Origin of the sequence: Nocardiopsis sp. MG754419 (assembly GCF_018207095.1) — a bacterium.
GTDB lineage: Bacteria > Actinomycetota > Actinomycetes > Streptosporangiales > Streptosporangiaceae > Nocardiopsis.
Window position 1 is genome coordinate 13,179 of sequence record NZ_QOCZ01000116.1, and the last position, 18,820, is coordinate 31,998.

Annotated in this window: 15 protein-coding genes and 2 pseudogenes; 8 read left to right on the forward strand and 9 right to left on the reverse strand. The window is 72.1% G+C overall.

The features are described 5' to 3' along the window. Positions 1–16: 16 nt before the first annotated feature. The gene (locus DSY14_RS20050) at positions 17–442 is read right to left on the reverse strand and encodes an ABATE domain-containing protein (protein ID WP_211718139.1); all 426 of its coding nucleotides are present in this window, start codon (positions 440–442) and stop codon (positions 17–19) included. A 579-nt stretch (positions 443–1,021) separates the two neighbouring features. Between DSY14_RS20050 and DSY14_RS20055 the strand changes: the two genes are divergently transcribed. Continuing rightward, on the forward strand, positions 1,022–1,561 hold the full coding sequence (locus DSY14_RS20055; RefSeq protein ID WP_211718140.1) for a nitroreductase family deazaflavin-dependent oxidoreductase: 540 nt from the start codon (positions 1,022–1,024) through the stop codon (positions 1,559–1,561). A 50-nt stretch (positions 1,562–1,611) separates the two neighbouring features. On the opposite strand, the gene mshC is transcribed toward DSY14_RS20055, so the two are convergent. The 3 genes from mshC to DSY14_RS20070 all read right to left on the reverse strand — a co-directional run bounded on the left by mshC (position 1,612) and on the right by DSY14_RS20070 (position 3,614). Further along, positions 1,612–2,835, reverse strand: a complete 1,224-nt coding sequence (gene mshC, locus DSY14_RS20060) for a cysteine--1-D-myo-inosityl 2-amino-2-deoxy-alpha-D-glucopyranoside ligase (protein ID WP_211718141.1) — start codon at positions 2,833–2,835, stop codon at positions 1,612–1,614. Between the two features lie 97 nt (positions 2,836–2,932). Next, positions 2,933–3,124 (reverse strand): hypothetical protein, encoded by a 192-nt coding sequence (locus DSY14_RS20065; RefSeq protein WP_211718142.1) that lies wholly within the window; start codon positions 3,122–3,124, stop codon positions 2,933–2,935. Positions 3,125–3,299: 175 nt separating this feature from the next. Further along, entirely contained in the window at positions 3,300–3,614 is a 315-nt protein-coding gene (locus tag DSY14_RS20070) for a hypothetical protein (protein ID WP_211718143.1), read from the reverse strand. A gap of 355 nt (positions 3,615–3,969) precedes the next feature. On the opposite strand from DSY14_RS20070, the pseudogene DSY14_RS20075 reads away from it, so the two are divergent. Both DSY14_RS20075 and DSY14_RS29300 read left to right on the forward strand, forming a co-directional pair. Beyond that, a pseudogene (locus tag DSY14_RS20075) lies at positions 3,970–4,737 on the forward strand (siderophore-interacting protein). 45 nt (positions 4,738–4,782) lie between these two features. Then, complete coding sequence (locus DSY14_RS29300) at positions 4,783–4,917, forward strand: hypothetical protein (RefSeq protein ID WP_283091663.1); 135 nt, start codon at positions 4,783–4,785, stop codon at positions 4,915–4,917. Positions 4,918–5,030: 113 nt separating this feature from the next. Here the strand turns inward: DSY14_RS29300 and DSY14_RS20080 are convergent, their stop codons facing one another. Then, entirely contained in the window at positions 5,031–5,960 is a 930-nt protein-coding gene (locus tag DSY14_RS20080; RefSeq protein ID WP_211718144.1) for an NRDE family protein, read from the reverse strand. 276 nt (positions 5,961–6,236) lie between these two features. Between DSY14_RS20080 and DSY14_RS20085 the strand changes: the two genes are divergently transcribed. The 3 genes from DSY14_RS20085 to DSY14_RS20095 all read left to right on the forward strand — a co-directional run bounded on the left by DSY14_RS20085 (position 6,237) and on the right by DSY14_RS20095 (position 10,656). Beyond that, entirely contained in the window at positions 6,237–8,798 is a 2,562-nt protein-coding gene (locus DSY14_RS20085) for an HAD-IC family P-type ATPase (RefSeq protein ID WP_374224030.1), read from the forward strand. A 200-nt stretch (positions 8,799–8,998) separates the two neighbouring features. Next, positions 8,999–9,571 (forward strand): NUDIX domain-containing protein, encoded by a 573-nt coding sequence (locus DSY14_RS20090; protein ID WP_211718145.1) that lies wholly within the window; start codon positions 8,999–9,001, stop codon positions 9,569–9,571. Positions 9,572–10,176: 605 nt separating this feature from the next. Further along, positions 10,177–10,656, forward strand: coding sequence for a nucleoside deaminase (locus tag DSY14_RS20095; RefSeq protein ID WP_211718146.1), 480 nt, complete (start codon positions 10,177–10,179; stop codon positions 10,654–10,656). Between the two features lie 483 nt (positions 10,657–11,139). Here the strand turns inward: DSY14_RS20095 and DSY14_RS20100 are convergent, their stop codons facing one another. From DSY14_RS20100 to lnt, 3 genes are all read right to left on the reverse strand, one after another. After that, on the reverse strand, positions 11,140–11,463 hold the full coding sequence (locus tag DSY14_RS20100) for a nuclear transport factor 2 family protein (RefSeq protein ID WP_211718147.1): 324 nt from the start codon (positions 11,461–11,463) through the stop codon (positions 11,140–11,142). Positions 11,464–11,632: 169 nt separating this feature from the next. After that, the gene (locus DSY14_RS20105) at positions 11,633–12,205 is read right to left on the reverse strand and encodes an FxsA family protein (RefSeq protein WP_211718148.1); all 573 of its coding nucleotides are present in this window, start codon (positions 12,203–12,205) and stop codon (positions 11,633–11,635) included. A 108-nt stretch (positions 12,206–12,313) separates the two neighbouring features. Further along, complete coding sequence (lnt, locus tag DSY14_RS20110; RefSeq protein WP_211718149.1) at positions 12,314–13,957, reverse strand: apolipoprotein N-acyltransferase; 1,644 nt, start codon at positions 13,955–13,957, stop codon at positions 12,314–12,316. A 614-nt stretch (positions 13,958–14,571) separates the two neighbouring features. On the opposite strand from lnt, the gene DSY14_RS20115 reads away from it, so the two are divergent. Then, positions 14,572–15,792, forward strand: coding sequence for an ABC transporter ATP-binding protein (locus DSY14_RS20115; RefSeq protein ID WP_211718150.1), 1,221 nt, complete (start codon positions 14,572–14,574; stop codon positions 15,790–15,792). A gap of 146 nt (positions 15,793–15,938) precedes the next feature. Here the strand turns inward: DSY14_RS20115 and DSY14_RS20120 are convergent. Continuing rightward, a pseudogene (locus tag DSY14_RS20120) lies at positions 15,939–16,493 on the reverse strand (TspO/MBR family protein); the annotation flags it as partial. Positions 16,494–16,536: 43 nt separating this feature from the next. Between DSY14_RS20120 and DSY14_RS20125 the strand changes: the two are divergent. Beyond that, a complete protein-coding gene (locus DSY14_RS20125) occupies positions 16,537–18,639 on the forward strand; it encodes a prolyl oligopeptidase family serine peptidase (RefSeq protein WP_211718151.1) in 2,103 nt (700 codons plus the stop codon). The last annotated feature ends 181 nt before the right edge of the window (positions 18,640–18,820 follow it).

Genomic DNA, 18,820 nt, shown 5'->3' on the forward strand with positions numbered 1-18,820 from the left:
GCACGACGAGGGACGGTCACAGCCTCATGCGTCGCCACTCGTCGGTGGCCAGGACGGCGGCCCAGGCGCCGGCGATGCGGGCCAGTCCGCGGCGGACCTCGTCGACCACGGCGGGGGCCAAGGGCGATTCGGACCGCTCGGCCGGTTCCAGACGCACGGTGACGCGCAGCCCGTCCAGGACCTTCTGGGCGCGGGCCAGGGTCTCGGGGTCGGCCGTCCGGGAGCGGTCGAGGACGGCGCGGATACCGTCGCGCAGGGTGAGGGCCTCGTCCAGGTCGGCGAGGGTGATGGGGATGGCGCCCTCGGTGACCAGACGGTGTTCGCGCAGGAAGCGGGCCAGATCGGCCCGGTCGGTGAGGCGGCCTCCGGTGGAGACGAAGTCCGCGATGAGCTCCGCCGCGGCGCTGGGCCGCGTGGGGGTGTTGGTGGTGATCATGGTCATGCGCGCCATCCCATCACGCGGGGCCGACGATCGGGACCGTTTTGGTGAGGTTGTGACCACAGACGGACACGACACATCGCCACCCGACGCGACGAACCGTCCCCCGCCTCCGGATGCGCCACAGGTCGAGCCTCCCCCACTCCCCTGGTCGGCGCGGAGCCGGGGCGCGGCCGGCCACCGCCGGTCTCCGGTGACACCTCCTCCGTCCGCCGGCGCGGCCCGCGGGGGTCGTGGGCCCGGCGCACCGTCCCGGAGGAGAGCGACCCGTTCCGGGGTCGCGACGTGAGGACCGACGGGCACGATGCCGCCCGGTCCGGGCCCGGTGAGGCCATGGGGCGCGGTGGGTATTCCTGGTGTGGGGGCTCACGACCGCGCGGGCCGAGGCACGGAGCCGACGCTCGCACGCGCACGGAGAGGCCGCGGCCAGAGGGAGGGAGCCCGGGCGCTCCGGGCCGGCCACCGAACAGTGGACGGCGCGGCGATCTCGGCCGCCTCCGCCGCCCTTGGCGTGGCGTCCGACTCGACGGCGCCACCCCTCATTACGATCGGGCCGTTCCGATCCGAGGCCAGGAGAGCACCATGACGTACCCACCACCGGCGCACACGCAGTCGCCTCCGGACAGCCCACTCGGGCGAGCGCTGCTGCGGGCCCCGGTCTGGCTGTTCCGGCTCGGTCTGGGCGACCTGTTCGTTGGGCGCTTCGTCCTCCTGACCCACCGGGGGCGTCACAGCGGAGAACCCCGGCAGGCGGTGCTGGAGGTGCTGGAGACCAACGACGTGACCGGGGCCGTCCTGGTGGCGTCCGGGTTCGGTGACCGCGCCCAGTGGTACCGCAACATCCGCCACGAACCACGGGTGCTGTTCCAGGTGGGACGGCGACGAAGGCGCGGCACCGCGACACCGCTGCCCCCGGAGGAGTCGGGCCGGGTTCTGGCGCACCAGGCGCAGAAACGCCCCGAGACCGTCGGGGCGCTGATGCGGGCCCTGGGACACGACGTCGACGGGGATCCGCGTGTGTACGAACGTCTGGGGGCCGACCCCCACCACGGGATCCCGGTCGTACGGCTCCTGCCCGATCACCCGCCGGGCCCGCGCTTTCCGCGCGTGACGGCGCGCTGACCGGCGGCCGCGGGCGTCCGTGTCCGCCGGAGCGGCGGACACGGACCGCCTCAGAGCTCGACGCCCAAGAGGGTGCGGACGGTGGTGCGCGCCAGAGCGGGGGCGCCGGTGTCGGCACCGCCCTCGGTCAGCGCCGCGGTGGCCCAGGTGTCCACGGCCTCCAGGGCGGCCGGGGAGTCCAGGTCCTCGGCCAGCGCCGCGCGCACCGCCGCGAGGACGGGAGTGGCGTCCGGACCGGCCCCCAACGCGAACGCGGCGCGCCAGCGCTCGGCGCGCTCGGTGGCGGTGGGCAGTTCGGCGTCGGTCCACTCCCACGCCGCGCGGTAGTGGTGGGAGAGCATGGCCAGGCGGATGACGGCGGGATCCACGCCCTCCTCGCGCAGCCGGGAGACGAACACGAGGTTGCCCAGCGACTTGGACATCTTCTCGCCGTTGAGGCCGACCATGCCGACGTGGAGATGGTGCCGGGCGTTGGGTCCGCCGGTGACACAGCGTGACTCGGCGGCGCCCATCTCGTGGTGCGGGAAGACGAGGTCGTTGCCGCCCCCGTTGATGTCGAAGCCCGGACCCAGCCGGTCCAGCGCGATGGCGCTGCACTCGATGTGCCACCCGGGCCGGCCTCGGCCCAGCGGGCTCTCCCAGGCCGGCTCGCCGGGACGTTCGGCCTTCCACAGCAGCCAGTCGAGCGGGTCCTTCTTACCGACGCGCTGCGGGTCCCCGCCGCGCTGCCCGAACAGGTCCAGCATCTCCTCGCGGTCGAGGTGTCCGATCTCGCCGAACGAGTCCGCCTCGGCGACGGAGAAGTAGAGGTCGCCGTCGACGTCGTAGGCGGCGCCGGTATCGCGGATGCGCACGGCGAGTTCACTGATGAGGTCGACCGATTCCACCACCCCGACGTAGGAGGTGGGCGGGATGATCGACAGCGCGGCCATGTCCTGACGGAAGACGTCGATCTCGCGGTGGGCGAGGTCCCGCCAGTCCACACCGGTGGCCTCGGCGCGTTCCAGGAGCGGGTCGTCGATGTCGGTGGTGTTCTGGACGTAGTTCACGTCGTGCCCGGCGTCCCGCCACACGCGGTTGACCAGGTCGAAGGTCAGGTAGGTGAAGGCGTGCCCGAGGTGGGCGGCGTCGTAGGGGGTGATGCCGCAGGCGTACATTCGCGCGGTGGGACCCGGCGTGGTCGTCTCTATCCGCCCGGTGGCGGTGTCGTGGATACGCAGGGGGCCGCCGGTACCCGGCAGGGGGACGATGTCAGGCGCAGACCATGAACGCATGAGGGAAGACTATCCGCACGTGCACGCGGCGAACGCACCGCTGGAGGGGGTCCGGGCGGGTGATGATCCCCGCAGACGGCGCGGGAATACGCCGTCGTCACCGATGGGGCGCGGCGGGGGTGAGCCACCCCTTGCCGATGAGCAGAGCGCTCAAGACGGCGGCGGCGACGCAGCCGGCGGCGAGGATCTCGTTCCCCAGCCGCCAGTGCATCAGCCCCCCGCTGACGGAGGAGACGTAGAGCAACCAGTACGCGCCCGACTCCAGATAGTGACCACCACGGCCGGTCATGGGAGACCCCCAACATGTCGGCGTGCGACGCGACGGCCTTGGGGCCGTCTCAGTGAGAGACGCCCTGCTCACGCAGGGGGTTTACGCGGGCTTTAGGTCGTGACTCACAGTCCCCCGGCCGCTCGCGCCCGACGGCCGGGGTCGCCACTCGGAGTCGGCTCCGCACCGGCCCGCCCTAGGGGTGGGCGGCCAACTGCAGGTCGAGAAGGTCCAGGTCCTCCGAGGCCGGGAACCCGGGGTCGTCCATCATGGCGCGCAGACGCCTACGGACCGGCCCGGCCTGGGACCGCGTCGTCACCGGCTCCGCGACCAGACGCCCGAATCCGGAGCGCTCCCCGACGGGGGTGCGCAGGGACCAGGAGGTGTCGTCGGCGGCCAGCAGCAGGCCGACGGTGCCGTCGTCGTACACCCGAACCCACTGCCCCACCAGGGCGGCGGGGTCGCCCAGGGGACGCAGGGCGGACGTGGGGACGGGCTGGGCGCTCATCATGGCGGGTTCCTCGAAGGTTCGATCGTCGTGGACTGGTGTCTCGCAAAGAGACGCTCCCGCACGCCGCCTATGACGCGCTTTCGGAAAACTTCCGCGAGGAGGATTCCACCGCCTCCGACCCGCGGCCGCCGACCCCACCGGCGGGCGGGGAAGGCGATGGAGACGCCGTTCCCACGAGGGGACGGGCCTTCGCGCCACGGAGTCCGAGGTCCAGACGAAGAACACCGGCGAAAGGGAGCCCCTTGTGTTTCCCCTCAGATCTTGGCATTAAACAAAGGGAAGGCTAACCTAACTTGTCGATACCCTTCCTTGGAGGAGACATCCCGTGCGCATGCAGAACCCCACCCACAGAGCGATGCTCCGTGCCCGGGTGGTCCGCACCGAGAACACCACACCGCACTTCGTCACCGTCACCCTCGGTGGAGAGGAGCTCGCCGACTTCGAGTTCCTCGGCCGGGACCAGTGCACCCGCCTCTTCCTCCCCCGCACCGGCCGGTCGGGCCTGCGCATGCCCACGCTCCGCGGCAACGCCTGGATCGCGCAGTACTACCTGATGCGCGACCGGGCTCACGTGCGCAACCACACCGCACGCCGTTTCGAGGACGGGCGACTCGACATCGAGTTCGTCGCCCATGGGGACGGCGGGCCGGTCTCGACCTGGGCCCTGACCGCCGAACCCGGCGACGAGGTCGGCCTGTTCGCCGAGGGCTGCTCCTACCTGCCCGCCCCGGAGACCGACCGGCAGTTGCTCGTCGGTGACGAGAGCGCCGTCCCCGCCCTGCTGTCGATCCTCGAACAGGACCCGCCCGACCTGCGCGCGGAGGCCTAGCTCGAAGTTCCCTCCGCCGAGGACATCCGCTCGATCGTGGTGCCCGACGGTGTGCGGGTGCACTGGCTCGTACGTCAGGATCCCGCGACCGTCCCGGGCGCGCTCGCACTGGAGACCGTCCGTGGCGTGCTGTCCGAGGGCGCGCTGACCGCGGGCCGCCCCTACTGCTTCCTGGCGGGCGAACGCGCACTGCCCACCGGTCTGCGCCGCACCCTGGTGCGCGACCTCGCTGTCCCCAAGGAGCACCTCACCTTCGTGGGCTACTGGAAACACGGCGCGGCCTACCTGAACTGATCCGGGGTCGGCCGAACGTGACGGCCGGTGGAAGGTACGGGCCTCATGGAGACCATGGACGGCACCTTCACCCCCTTCGAGCCCGGGGACGACGCACGTTTCCGTTCGGGCGCCCTCATCGCGATCCTGGTCTTCGTGACCGTGACCGTCACCGGCGCGGTACTCCTCCTCAGGCTCTGATGCCGCCCGCACCGGCCCGTGGTCGGTACGTGTCCGGCGTGGGCCCGTGGCTCCGTCCACGGGCCGCCCGGAGATGAGAGCCGTCGCCCCGTTCCCGGACCCGCGAGGGTCGATCAGTCCCGGCCCGCCTCTCCCCCACCGGTCCGACCGCTCTTCCGCCGGAGGGCCCGGGCCGGGATCATCCGCCAGGCCTCGGGGCGGGCCGGCGTGTCGGTGAAGGCGTAACGCACCTCGCCCCGCCCGAACGCCAGCAGGGTCACCGAACCCGTACCCCACACCTGCCCGTTCCCCAGGTCGGCGTGGGCGATGAGCGCCGAGGGGTCGCCCGGGGTCGGCCCCACACCGGCGGACCTGGGGGTCGACCCGGCCGCCTCCGTGATCAGCCTCGGCCACTCCCCCCAGATCCTCCGGACGGCGTCGTGGGGTCCCCGGGCCTCATCCGATCCCGGAACGGACGCCGCCGCCTCGCCCGGATCGGGAAGGTCGAGCGCCGGGTCCCCCAGGTCGGGGTCGGGGCGGGTCCGCGCGAACTCCGGGGTGTGCCGGGCCGCGCGGGGGTCATCAGGGTCCAGCCCCGTGTTGACGATGGTGGTCACCCCGGGAGGCAGGGGTCGTGCGTCCAGACAGCGCCCGTCCCAGCTGTGCAGCGTCGCACGGCGCGTGTCGGCGTCCAGAAGATGGAAGGGCGCGTACCGGGTCGGATCCTCCCCCTCCAGCGGGTCGCGCCCTCCGCGGCGGTCGCGCGCGTGTCGCGCGAGCGTGTGCAGGGGCAGGTCGCCCCGGCTCGCGGGGTAGGTCCCCTCCCAGGGCATGCGACCGTCCCAGGGCCAACCGTTGAGCAGCGCCGCCGTCCGGGGTCCGGTGGGGTCGACCGCCAGCCAGGTCCCGCCGGCCAGGCGGTCGCGACCACCGATCACCCCGGGATGGTCGGGCCAGTGGTGTCCCGGACCGTCCCAGGGGCGCGAACGCATCTCGTCCCGCAACGCGGCCACGACCAGTGGCGTGGTGGCGTCCGGGTCGAACGCGACGATGACGGTGCACATGCGTCCCCCTGACGTGATCGACCCCCGGGCCGGGCATCGACGGCCCGGGGTGGTGATTCCCCGGGTGCGGGGGTGGTGCACGCCCACCCTCGCGGGGTGTCGTCTACCCCCCACACGATCGGGGGCTCGACTTTAGCGCGGCCCGACCTGGTCTCTTCTACTCTGGGGGCTCTCTACTCTTGTTCCCGTTGACACAGGGACCGATGAGACGGCTGTGGCGCCTCCCGCCACCGACCCCGGTTCCTTCGCGCCACCTTGTCCGACCAGGAGCCACGCGTGCCCGAAGAAGCAGACCGGATCGACCAGGGTCCGGCCTCCACAGCGACCGACCCGGGGCCCTCGTCGGGCCTGCACGGTCCGCCACGCGAGTCCGGACTCTCACGTGAGGAGGTCGCCGAGCGCGTCGCCACCGGAAGGACCAACGACGTCCCGGTCCGGGCCGGACGCAGCGTCGGCCAGATCATCCGCGGCAACGTCTTCACCCGCATCAACGCCATGATCGCGGTGCTGTTCTCCATCATCGCGGTGATCGGCCCCGTGCAGGACGGCCTGTTCGCGCTGGTCATCGTGATCAACACGCTGATCGGCATCGTGCAGGAGCTGCGGGCCAAGCGGACCCTCGACAAACTCGCGATCGTCAACGCCGCCCGCCCCCGCGTGGTCCGCGACGGGGCGACGGTCCGCGTGGCCACACAGGAGATCGTCCTGGACGAGGTCCTGGAGATCGGGTCCGGCGACCAGATCGTGGTGGACGGCGTGGTGACCTGGGCCGGTGGGCTGGAGGTCGACGAGTCGCTGCTGACCGGTGAGGCCGACCCCGTGGTCAAACAGCCGGGCGACACGGTGATGTCGGGCAGCTTCGTGGTGGCCGGCGCCGGTCGCTTCCGGGCGACCAAGGTGGGCCGCCACGCCTACGCGGCCCGTCTGGCCGAGGAGGCGAGCCGTTTCTCCCTGGTCCGCTCGGAGCTGCGTTCGGGGATCGACCGGATCCTGCGGTGGATCACCTTCGCGCTGTTCCCGATCGGCGCCCTGCTGATCTACAGCCAGCTGTTCATGGGCGGTCACGTCACCCTGGACGCCGAGACCACCTCCGGCGGGATCTCGGGACCGTTGGCCGACGCCCTGCGCAGCATGGTGGCGGCGTTGGTCTCGATGATCCCCGAGGGACTCATCCTGCTCACCAGCATCGCGTTCGCCGTCGGAGTGATCCGTCTGGGGCGGCACCAGTGCCTGGTGCAGGAACTGCCGGCCATCGAGGGCCTGGCCCGGGTGGACGTGGTGTGCACCGACAAGACGGGCACGCTGACCGAGGTCGGCATGAAGCTGGCCGAGATCCGGGACCTCGGCGGAGCCCCCCAGGACACGAACGGGTCCTCCGGTTCCACCCCCACCCAGGTGCTGGCCGCACTGGTGGCGAGCGACCCCGACCCCAACCCGAGCATGTCCGCGATCGCCGAGGGCCTCGCCGCCCAGGGCCGTGGGGCCCCGGGATGGCGCGTGCGGGCACTGGCGCCGTTCTCCTCCGCACGCAAGTGGAGCGGAGCGAGCCTCACGACCCCGAACGGGGAGGAGCACTGGGTGCTCGGCGCCGCCGACGTCCTGTCGCCCGCCGACTCCCCGGCGGCGTCCGAGGCGGCCCGACTGGGCGCGCAGGGGCTGCGGGTGTTGCTGCTCGCCCGGGCGTCGGTCCGGGTCGATGACGACCGTGCGCCGGGCACCGTTCGGCCGGTGGCGCTCGTGGTCCTGGACCAGCGGGTGCGCGAGGACGCGAAGCCGACCCTGGACTACTTCGCCGACCAGGGCGTCGACGTCAAGATCGTCTCGGGCGACCACGCCGCCTCGGTGGGCGCGGTGGGACGCGAGCTCGCCCTGCCCGGTGCGGAGCGACCGGTGGACGCGCGGGGACTTCCCGACGAACCGGAGGCGCTCTCGCAGGAGGTGGCGGACGGTTCGGCGTTCGGTCGGGTGACCCCCGAGCGCAAGCGGGACATGGTGCGCGGGCTGCGCGACCGCGGGCACACGGTGGCCATGACCGGTGACGGTGTCAACGACGTGCTGGCCCTCAAGGAGGCCGACATCGGGGTGGCGATGGGCGCGGGCAGCCCGGCGTCGCGTTCGGTGGCGCAGTTGGTGCTGTTGGACGACCGGTTCGCCGCGCTGCCGCGGGTGGTGGCCGAGGGCCGCCGGGTGATCGGCAACATCGAGCGTGTGGCGAGCCTGTTCCTGACCAAGACGGTGTACACGATGACGCTCGCGATCGTCGTGGGTCTGCTGGCGGTCGCCTACCCCTTCTTCCCCCGGCACGCCACCCTGATCAACGCCGTGACGTTCGGTATCCCGTCCTTCTTCCTGGCGTTGGCGCCCAACACCGACATCGCCCGACCCGGGTTCGTGTTGCGCACCCTGCGGTTGGCGATCCCGTCGGGTCTGGTGGCGGGGTTCGCCGCGGTCACGACCTACCTCCTGGTGCTGGGCGGACGGACCGTGCCCGACCCCTCCGACCGCACCGCGGTGGTGATCACCCTGTGCGCGACGACGCTGTGGGTCCTTCTGCTGGTGGCCAAACCGTACGTGTGGTGGAAGGTGGTCCTGGTCGGCTCCATGGTGGGGCTGTTGACCCTGGCCATGGTGACACCGCTGGGACGGTGGTTCTTCGATCTGGACGTCAGTGACCCGACCAAGGTCCTCACCGGACTGGCGGTGGCCGGGGTGGCGATCGTGGCGATCACCGTCATCCGGGTGGTGGACGACCGGATGGCGGCCGGCTCACGAGCCGAGGCGGACGCGCGCGCGGACGCGGAGGCCGTGTCCGACGGGGAACGCACCCCGGCCGGCTAATGAGGGCGTGCGGGGGCCCGCGACCGAGTGGTCGCGGGCTCCGCCGTATCCCGGGTTCCGGGCCGACACGAGGCCCGATTCCGGCCCCGTTCGGGACGCTTTCCATGGTCAGCTGCCGCTCGACCAGCGTGGGAACTGTTCACCCCCGTGCGCAGGCGCGATCCTGGGGGCGCCCCGTGGCTGGAATGACTGGAGCGACATTGAGCATCCCGAACACGCACATCCGCGCCGTGCTGGACGGCTACCTGGAGCGCTTCCCCAAGGAGGTCGACGCGGCGGCCCCCCTGGCCCGGACCGTGGCCGGGGACGACGCCCCGACCTCGCCCCAGGACGCCGGTGTCCGGCACGTCTCCGCGGGGGCCGTGGTCCTGGACCCGTGCTGGCGGGTGCTGATGGTCCGCGACGACGCAGGGGGACCGTGGCTGCTGCCGGGAGGCCGGCTCACCGAGGCGGACGGCGCCCTGCACGAGGCCGCCCGGTCACGGTTGGCGGAGACGACCGGACTGACCCCCGCGCACGTCGAGGAGGCCTCCGACCCCCTGCCGTTGGACCTGGACCTGAGCCTGGTGCCCGCCTCCCCCGAAACGGGCGCACCCGAACGCCGTCACTTCACCTTCCTCTACCTCTACCGGGCCACCGCCGCGACCGTCCCCGCTGGTTCCGGCGGCTTCCGTGACCTGGCCTGGCGCCCGCACACCGACGTCCCCTCGGCCCGCCTGGCGGCCAAGATCTCCCAGACCCTGGCCACGGCCCGTGAGGCGACCAGAGTCTGACTGTGGTGCGGGGCACCGTCCACGTCGCGGCACCGGCCCCGACGGTGCGGCGGAGCCCCGCGTTCGGTGCACGCGCCCCAGGTCGGTCGACCCCTCGACCGCGCCCGGAGCCCGTCCGGGGCGACTCCCCCGGGTGGCCCGGCAGGGGGCCGCCGGTCTCGATCATGGCGATCGTCATGCCCTCGCGACGCGTGTGGTCGGTGGCGACGTCGGTCAGCGTGCCGCCCACACCGCGCCCCTAGTGGTCGGGGTCGACCGCGAGCATGTGGATCTCCCAGGAACGCTCGGCGCGGTCGAGTTCGACGGTGACGACCCGGCGACCCGCCCGTCGTCCGCCACGGCCACCCACACGTCGGTCCCCTCCGTGTCCGGTTCGGTCGCGACGTCCCGGCTCTGGGTCACGCGCCGGTCGCCGACCGGGCGCGTGTGGATGGCCTGCCCCAGCACCTGCGCCAAGGAGGCGTGCGCGGGCTCCCAGGCACGCAGAGAGAGCGAGCGAGGACCGCCTCACGATCCTCCGGGGAATACGGTCGAACGAAAGTGCCCATGCGTGGCAAACTCAGGGCACTCGAACCGACCCACAACGACTTTTCCCGGGGGCGCACGTGGTGGACGAGAGCGATCTGCGGCATCTGGAACGCGCGGTGGACCTGGCCGCCGAGGCGCTGGAACGGGGCGACGAACCCTTCGGGTCGGTGCTCGTGTCGGCGGACGGCGACCCGCTGTTCGAGGACCACAACCACGTCGCCGGGGGTGACGCCACGCAGCACCCGGAGTTCGCCATCGCCCGGTGGGCGGCGGAGCACCTGACCCCGAAGGAGCGCGCGGCGGCGACGGTGTACACCTCCGGGGAGCACTGCGCGATGTGTTCGGCGGCCCACGCCTGGGTGGGTCTGGGTCGGATCGTGTACGCGAGTTCGACGGAGCAGTTGTCGGGGTGGCTGTCGGAATGGGGGGTGCCCGACGGCCCGGTGCGCCCCCTGAGCGTGTCCGAGGTCGCCCCGAACATTCCCGTGGACGGCCCGGTGGCGTCCCTGTCCGACCGGATCCGCGCGCTGCACGCGCGCTCGCACGGCCGCACGTGAGCCCGGTCCCGGCGGGGAGCGCGCTCCGCGCGTGCTCCGGGCCGGGACCGGTGCGAGGCAGGGGACGGTGCGGGGTCTCGCACGCTTGTGGGGCGTCCCCGCCGGTAACGGGCGAGCATGTGCGCGGACGGGATCCGCGGTGCGAGGTCGGACCGCGCGACTCGGAGCGCGCGATGACGGCGGACCCGTGGCGGCACCGCCGAGGCACGCGGTCCTGATCGAAACCGATCGGATCGATCGGTTCGCATGATCACCGTCGGCGTCGACCGGTGCTCCTCGGGCGTGTCGCGGGTCGTCGGAACCCGACGGGTCCGCCCGCGGCCCACCGCGCTCGCACACCCCGCCCCACCACACCCCGGTCATGGACCGGGCCCGGCCGCGCCACGTGCCGTCCGGGCCGAGCCCCGGCCGCCCTCCCGGAGCGGCGTCCGCGGTCGCCGGCCCCGTCGCGCCCGGCGGCGCGGGAGGCCGACGGGTGCGGGGTCAGCCCTCGCGGATGGTCATCCGGGTGATGGCGTCGCCGTCCACCTCGAAGGTGAACGCGCTGGGGCCGTTGGCGTGTTCCGAACGCCAGTCGCCCAGGACGAGGACCCCGTCGGGGGTCTCCTCGACCGACTCCACCGTCAGCACCCCCCGGGAGCCGATGAACTCCCGGTCGCTCCAGGCCCTGATCTGGTCGAGTCCGTGGAACTCGCGGCCCCAGTCGTCCACCACAGCGTCGGCGGCGAACAGGTCCAGCGCCTCGTGGTCCTGGGTGTTGACACGGTCGAAGAAGCCGCCCACCGGCTCGGGTACGTGCGCACTCATACTCGTCGGTCCCTCCCTGACATGGTCTCTTCGGAGACGTTTCCCGGTTCCGGGTCGACTCCGCGTCAGCGCGGGGCAAAAACGTGACGAGGCCCGCCGTGGGCTGATCCGCGGCGGGCCTCGGACCCCTCGCGGGCGTACCCGTCCCGGGGCCGGGGAGTCGGTCGGTTCAGTCCTTCTCGTCGGGTTCGAAGTGACCCTGGATGACGCGTCCCCGACTCGTGCTCTGGTTCCCACCGTCGGCGGGCCCGGCGGGCCCGGCAGGGTCGCCCGGGGGCCGACCGAAGGGCGCACCCGGGCCGAAGGGGCTCTGCCCCGGGACCGTGGCCCCACGTGCGGCGAACTCCTCCTCCACACGCTCCTGCATCTTGACCATGCGGCGTCGGGCCCAGCCGGCGAACACCCAGCGCAGGGCGGGCCGGGTGACCGGGGTGACCAGCAGGAGTCCGAGGGCGGCGGTGACGAAGCCGGGGATGACGAGCAGGATGCCGCCCGCCATGAGCATGAGCGGGTCGAGCAGACCCTTGCGCGGTTGCTCGCCGGTGCGCATGGCCTCGTCGGCGTCCCGGATCACCTCGCGAAAGGCGCGACCGGTGTGGCGCAGCACGGCCACGCCCAGGATCATGAGCGCGACGAGGGCGGCCAGGGTCCACAGGACACCGATCTGACCGCCGACGACGATCATCAGCCAGACTTCCAGGAACGGCAGTGCCATCAGCGCCAGCACTGTCAGCAACGGCATCGCGCAACCATCCTCAGGGTCGTGGTCCGGGATCGTTCGTCCCCTGACCGGTAGAACGTCCCCTCAGGGTGAATGGTTCCCCGGGACGGGTCCGCTCACCCTGCTCGTTCAGGTCCGTGCGCGACGTGCGAGGAGGATCGCGCAGACGACGGCGCCCAGGCCCAGGGCGGACAGGAGCGCCTCTGGCGCGGCACCGACCCGTGTGGCGACGGTCGGACCCTCCATGGCGGTGAGTTCGGCGACGTGGATGTCGAGTGCGTCCTCGGGAGAGCGGTACTCCACGGTCCCGTCCGGCGCGACGACCGCGCTGACGCCGCTGGTGGAGACGACCACGGCGGGACGACCGTGCTCCACGGCGCGCAATCGGGTGATGGCCAACTGCTGCTCGGTCTGGCCGGTGAAGTTGTAGTTGGCGTTGTTGGTGGGGATGACGATGATCTGTCCCCCGGCGGCCACGGAATCGCGCACGGCGGGGTCGAAGGCCACGTCGAAGCAGATGCCCACGGCCAGCGTGGTGCCGGCGACGTCGAGGGCACCGGGTTCACTGCCGGGGACGGCGTCGGAGCTGACCTGCTCCAGCCGGGAGACGAACCTCGTGAAGAAGTCGCGGTAGGGGATGTACTCGCCGAACGGGACGAGGAAGCGCTTGTCGTAGTGGTCACCGGGCCCGGTCTCGGGATCCCACACGACGCTCTGCACGTAGCGGGTGCCGTCCTCGTTCAGGCGGCTCATGCCCCACAGCAGGGGGACGTCCACGTCGGCGGCGGCCTCGTCGATGAGTTCGGCGGCCGTGGGGTCCATGAACGGGTCGATGTCGGTGGCGTTCTCCGGTAGCAGCACCATGTCGGGTTCGGGGTACTCCCCGGCGCGCACGGCGTCGGCGAGGTCGTGCACCCCGCCGGCGTGGTTGCGCAGCACCTGCATCCGCTCACCGAGGATGGACATCGAGCCGGCGTTGGGCACGTTGCCCTGGACCATGCCGACGGTGACGGTGTCGACCGGGGTCGGGCGCCCGATGGCGGGCACCAGGAGTCCGCCGAGAACGATCGCGGCGGTCGTGGCCAGCCCCACTGCCGGCAGGAGGATCCCGGGGCGGCCACGGGCGGTCACGGCGCGCAGGACGGTCCACACCAGCAGGGCGCCGGTGAGGGCGACGGCGAAGGTGACCAGCGGCGAGGAGCCCAGTGCGGCGTACCCGGTGAACGGGGTGTCGGGTTGGGCGAAGGCGAGTTTGCCCCAGGAGAAGCCGCCGAGGGGCCAGCGGGCGCGCACGGCCTCCTGGGCCACCCACAGGGCCGCGGTCCACAGCGGCCAGTAGGGCAACCGCGCGACGATCGCCAGGCCCATGCCCAGGGGCAGGAAGTAGAGGGTCTCGACGGCGGCGGTGGCCAGCCACACGTCGACGCCGAAGATGTCCTGCCAGTGCACCAGCGGGACCATGAGGGTGGCGCCGGATACGGCGCCCAACCAGGCGGCGCGGCGCGCTCGGGTGCCACCCACGGCCAGGAGCAACAGGGCCGCGCTCAGCGGACCGAGCCACCACAGGCCGAACGGCGGCAGTGCCAGGAGCTGTGCCAGTCCCGAGCCGACGGCGGCCAGGGCCCGCCAGAGCGGGTCCAGGCGCCCCCACCGGTGCCCCGGGGACAGGGGGGACCATGTGGTCGCCTCCCCCCTCGACGCCGACACGAGGGTGTCGGGTGAGGATCCGTCCGGGTTCGGGGACAGGCCCGAGCCCGTGTGCTCGGCAACCACCTGGGGTGCTCGCTTTCCGCTGGCCGTTGAGGGTGCTGGCGGTCAGCATATTGGGGGGACGCGGAAAAGGCCCGAGCCACCCTTCGGACCGGCTCCGTCCCGTCGGCGGCGAGCTCGGAAGACCGTTGTCTACTGGATGTTCGGGCCTTTTCCGGGTCCAACCCCCCGCCCGGTCGCGGTACTCCGCCCCTCACCCGATCCCAACCGCATCTGGCGCGTGATGCAGCGTCCAATCGGACGAGCGGGGGCCGCACAACCGGTCCGTCCAGTGCTGGACTGGTCGTTAGGTTACCCAGACTCCTCGACCTCTTGCCTCAGGCCGGCCACCGTGTCGTGATCACCGTTCACCGAGGCGGGAGAGGAGTAAGTGATGAACCGTCGGACAGGCTAACGCACCTGGAGCCCACGCGCCAGCCGGCCATCTGCGGTGAGTACATGACCGCAATCGGATCGAAACCAGACCTGCTATAGACAATTCGATCAGGATCATGTCTGATGTGATCAGTGACCGACTCACTTCGATCAATTTCGAACATGAGGACGGGCGCGAGGGGGCATCGGCCACGTGATCCCCTCAGCATTGGATACGCCACACCGAGCAGGAGTTGAATTCCATGGCGGAGATCGTCCTCGAGGGCGTCGACAAGATCTACGGCGGAGACGTCAAGGCCGTCGACGACCTGAACCTGCGGATCGAGGACGGCGAGTTCATGGTCCTCGTCGGCCCCTCCGGCTGCGGCAAGTCCACCGCGCTGCGGATGATCGCCGGTCTGGAGGAGATCTCCGGCGGCACCCTGGTCATCGGCGACGAGATCGTCAACGACCGTCCGCCGAAGGACCGCGACATCGCGATGGTCTTCCAGAACTACGCGCTCTACCCGCACATGACCGTCGAGCAGAACCTCGCCTTCGGTCTGAAGCTGCGCAAGGTCGCCAAGACGGAGATCACCCGCCGCGTGGGCGAGGCCGCCGAGATGCTCGGCCTGGAGCCCTACCTCAAGCGCAAGCCGGGCGCCCTCTCCGGTGGTCAGCGCCAGCGTGTGGCCATGGGCCGCGCGATCGTGCGCGAGCCGCGCGCCTTCCTCATGGACGAGCCGCTGTCCAACCTGGACGCCAAGCTGCGTGTGCAGATGCGCGCCTCCCTCAACCAGCTCCACGAGCGACTGGGCGTCACCACCGTCTACGTCACCCACGACCAGATCGAGGCCATGACCCTCGGCGACCGGGTCGCGGTGCTGCGCGACGGCCGGCTCCAGCAGGTCGACACCCCCAAGCGCCTCTTCGATTCCCCCGTGAACCTCTTCGTGGCCGGCTTCATCGGCTCCCCCGCGATGAACTTCGTCGACGCGCGGTTCGACCGTGACGGCGACGGCGCGGTGCTGGGCTTCGCCGACCACAAGCTGCCCGTCCCGGCCTCCCTCCTGGACTCCCGTCCGGGCCTGAAGGAGTACCTGGGCAAGTCCCTGATCCTGGGCATCCGCCCCTCGGACTTCAGCGACGCCGAGTTCGACGGCAACAACGACCCCCGCATCGACGTGACCGCGAACGTCACCGAGGAGCTGGGCACCGAGATCAACGTGATCTTCGGTGTCGACGCCCCGCCGGTGCGCCACGAGGACGCCGCCGCCCTGGCCAAGGACGCCGCCGGTGACGACGAGGAGAGCGCCGACGCCGCCCTCCCCCTCAACGACAACCGTTCGCAGTTCACCGCCCGTGTGAGCCCGCGCAGCTCGGTCCGGCCCGGCAGCACCATCAGCCTGTCGGTGGACGTCACCCAGCTGCACTTCTTCGACCAGGAGAGCGGCCTGGCCATCGGCCACCCCGACAACTCCTGACCCCACCCGTGTCCGAGGGCGACCCCTGAGGGGCGCTCGCGGACCCGGAACGCGCACGTGTGGCGGGTGCCCCGATCCTCCGGCGCCAGGTTGAGCGCCGCGGCGAACGACACCCACGCCAGGTAGGGCACGAGCAGCAGGGCGGCCACGCCGCTGTGCCTACGCGCCGCCAGGGTCGTGACAGCCACCGCCACGACCAAGAGCACGATGTCGACCAACGCCGGGACGTACAGCCCCGAGGCGAAGAACAGGGGCGTCCAGGCGGCGTTCAGCAGCAGTTGCACGGCGTACGCGGCGAGGAAGAACGTGCGACCGTCGGTTCCGGCCGCCCGCCACACCATCCACCCGGCGACGGCGATCAGCACGTACAGAGCGGTCCACACCGGACTGAAGAGCCAGGAGGGCGGGGCCCAGGGCGGAAGTTCCAGGGACGCGTAGACGTCGGCCGAACCCGACGCTGCCACGCCACCGACCACTGCGGTCGCCGCCACGGCCGCGGCGAAGCAGACCGCGGCCACCGCGGACCCGAACGTGCTGTGGGCCGACGGGGTCCTACGCTCCATGGGTTCCTCCTGCGACGGGGAGACTCTGCTCCCTGCCGGTTGTACCCTCCTCCGCGGTTCCACGGCGACCGATTCCAGCAGGCCCTGACCACAAACCTTCCCTTTCGGTGACATTCGGGCATCCTCTACGTGAGGCATCTGTTGCTTGACCGTCGACTCGGGCCGCTTGAACCATGTGAAGGTGCGTAACCGAGCCCCCGGGGCCGCCCCGTCGCCCGATCAAGCGTCGGTCGTGGACACGCTGCACGGCCACTCCGTCCCCGACCCCTACCGGTGGTTGGAGTCGGCGGACAGCCCCGAGACGCTCCGTTGGCTGGAGGAGCGGGCCCGCGAGTTCCACCGCGAGGCCGTGGGCTGGCCGTTGCGCGAGCGACTGGCCGCCCGGATCCGCGCGCTCGTGGCCACCGACCTGTGGAGTCCGCCCGTGCACCGCCCCGGCGCGGTGTTCGCCACGCTCCGGCCGTCCGGGAGCGAACACCCGCGCCTGGTGGTGACGCCCGACGACGCGGGCGCCCCCGCCTCGACGGCCCGGCCTCGCACCGTGTACGACCCGTGCGAGGAGGACCCCTCCGGCCGCACCACCCTCGACGCCTGGGAACCCAGCCCCGACGGGGCCCTGGTCGCCGTACAGACCTCCTCGGGCGGTGTGGAACACGGCCGGTTGCGGGTGATCCGGGCGGCCGACGGCGCTCCCGTGGGGCCCACGGTGCCGCGCGTGCGCTACTCGCACGTGGCGTGGTGGCCCGGGGAGGAGCGCTCGTTCTTCTACGTGCGTCGTGACGGCGCCCAGGGGGTGCGCGGTGTGTGGCTGCGCCGGGTGAGCGACGGCGCCGAGACCCTGGTGCACGCCTGCACCGCGCCGGGGACCGTTCCCGGGGTGACGGTGCTCGGCGACGGCCGCCTGTTGGTGACCGAGAGCCACGGCACCGGTCACCGGACCGACCTGTGGGTGGGCGACCTGGTCGCGGGCCCGCCGAGCGCACCCGACCTGCGACCGCTCCAGGTCGGCCACGAGGCCGAGACCGAGGCCAGGCTGGGCCCGGACGGTCTCCTGTACCTGCGCACCACTCTCGGGGCACCACGGCGCCGGATCTGCGCGGCACATCCGGATCGCCCCGAACCCGAGCACTGGCGCGAGGTGGTCGCCGAGGACGCCGGCGCGACCCTCGACGCGTTCTGCCCCCAACCCGGCACCGGGGGTGCCGGGCCCGCCCTCGTGGTGGTGCGCACCCGCCTGGGGATCAGCGAGGTCACCGTGCACGACGCCGCGTCCGGGGTCCTGCGGTACCGGGTGGAGCCGCCCGGGGAGGGCATGGTGTCCTCCCCGACGCCCGCGCCCGACGGCACGATCCACATGGGCTACGCCGATGTCTCCACGCAACAGCGCGTCCTGCGGCTCACCCCGGGCGCGAGTGCGCCCACCCTCTGGCCGCCGCACGAGGACCAGGCCCCGCCCACCCCGAGGGTGGAGCGCACGGTGGTGTGGTGCCGTTCCCAGGACGGCACCCGGGTACCGGTCACCGTCTTCGACGCCACGGACCGCTCCGGTCCCGGACCCCTGCTCCTGCACGCCTACGGGGGTTTCGGACGGCCGCGCCAGTTCGGGTTCAGCGCCACCGTGCTGGCCTGGCTGCTCAGCGGTGGCCGCTACGCGGTGGCCCACGTGCGCGGTGGTGGGGACGCCGGTCGCCGCTGGCACCTGGACGGTTCGGGGCGCAACAAACCGCGCGCCGTCGAGGACCTGGTGGCCGCCGCCGACCACCTGGTCGACACGGGGTGGTGCGCCCGCGGCCAGTTGTGCCTCTCCGGCGGTTCGGCCGGGGGCCTGCTGGTGCTGGCCGCCGCCACGGCCCGCCCGGACCTGTGCGCGGCCGTGATCGCCTCCGCGCCGCTCGCCGACATGGTCCGCTTCGAACGGATGGGACTGGGTCGGATGTGGACGCGGGAGTTCGGCAGCACCACCGACCCCGACGACTTCGCCGCCCTGATCTCCTACTCCCCGTACCACCGGGCCCTGGAGAACTCCCTGCGCACCCCGGGCCTGGGCCACCCCTCCGTCCTTCTCACCGGGTTCTCCGGGGACACCCGGACCGACGCCGCCCACCCGCGCAAGATGTGCGCGGCGCTGCTCGCGGCCGGACGGCACGAACGGGGACGCCCGCCCGCCCTGCTGAGATACGAGCGCGACGTCGGACACGGTCCGCGCTCGGTCGGCAGGGCCGTCGCACTCGCCGCGGACGCCCACGCGTTCGCGGCGCACCGAACGGGGCTGACCGGCTGCTGACGGCATCCGGGACGGCCCTGGCCCAGAGGAAAAGAACACTTCACAGAAAACGAGGTGCGCTATGGATCCCATCGAGGTCGAGGTCGAGGACCTGGCGGAGGTGACCTCCCGCGACATCACCGCGGGCGGCGACAGTGACGGCACCGACTCCAGTTCCGACTTCATCTGATCGTGCCCGCCC